At 42.5% G+C, this 1,056-nt stretch carries 1 protein-coding gene; it reads left to right on the forward strand.

Going from position 1 to position 1,056, the window contains the following annotated elements; all coding sequences use genetic code 11:
* The first annotated feature begins 168 nt into the window (after positions 1–168).
* Positions 169–957 carry a transcriptional regulator gene (locus BZG84_RS16125; RefSeq protein ID WP_077480752.1) on the forward strand — a complete coding sequence of 263 codons (789 nt, stop codon included), beginning with the start codon at positions 169–171 and terminating at the stop codon, positions 955–957.
* Positions 958–1,056: the final 99 nt, after the last annotated feature.

Below are 1,056 nucleotides of genomic sequence, written 5' to 3' on the forward strand. Positions count from 1 at the left end.
GTTTATTATCGGTTTTATATGTCTAATTGCACATTTTTTATGTGGTTATTATTTTTTATATTAATAGTCCGGGTCTCACTTCTATGTAAAATGTGATCTTGTTTCGAATTAAAATTGTTTACTATCGCAATGAATTATTGAGTTTTTTATAATCAAAAGAAAAAGCCTATGATTTACTTCGACGCTGTTGCTAGGAAACTGCATCAAGACCACAAATCCACCCGACTTGGCTTCCGCGAAGCCTTGGTGTTGGAGTGCCTGTTGCTGCATGCCCCTGAGACCGTGTGTAAGCAAACCTTGATTTGTTACGCGTGGGGAAATGAATACATTGGTCAAACATCGTTAGCCAAATCAATCAGTGCGCTGAGACGAAGCCTAATGGCGATTAGCGCGGATCCTATGTTGGTAGTCACTGTGCCCAAGCAAGGCTATCGCATGGTCGAGGGCATGGTAGAAACCAAGACTGTCAGTGAGTCTCAGGCAACCATAGAGCAAACTAAAGTAGCACCTGCCACGACGAATGCTGCAACGGGTATTTCTGCTAGCGACTCGAGGCAGGGCGCTGACAATCAGGTAGTATCGAGTAAACCGATACGCCAGTGTGTCATGATGGCGTTGATGTTATTAGCATGTGTGGCGAGCAGCGTGTTTGTGGTAGGAAAAATCAATGGCTGGCGCTGGAGTGATTTAGTTCAGCGAGGCGGGCTGACACAGAAACGTGTCGGTAGCCTTTATGTTTTCTATCCTCAAGAAACGCGCCTTGACTTTCCCATGGAGCAATTTTTAACCCACAGTCAGTGTGATTGCCTCGTCTACCTAGAAAAAAAGCACAAGTATTCCACGATTTATTTTGTCTCAAGAAAGACGAATCGTAGTGTGCTTATTCGATATTCCCCTTTCAATATTGAGCATGCCACTCATGAAATTGAGCAATTTCTTGCTGGGGAAGAAAAATAGAGTATTAACTTTATTTTTATGAGCCTTGTCGAGTAGGTATTTACGGCGTCTTATTATTTCGACTTTCTATCCTAAAAACCCATACCTAAATAATAGAGC

This window comes from Salinivibrio sp. PR932 (assembly GCF_001996125.1).
Classification (GTDB): Bacteria; Pseudomonadota; Gammaproteobacteria; order Enterobacterales; family Vibrionaceae; genus Salinivibrio; species Salinivibrio proteolyticus.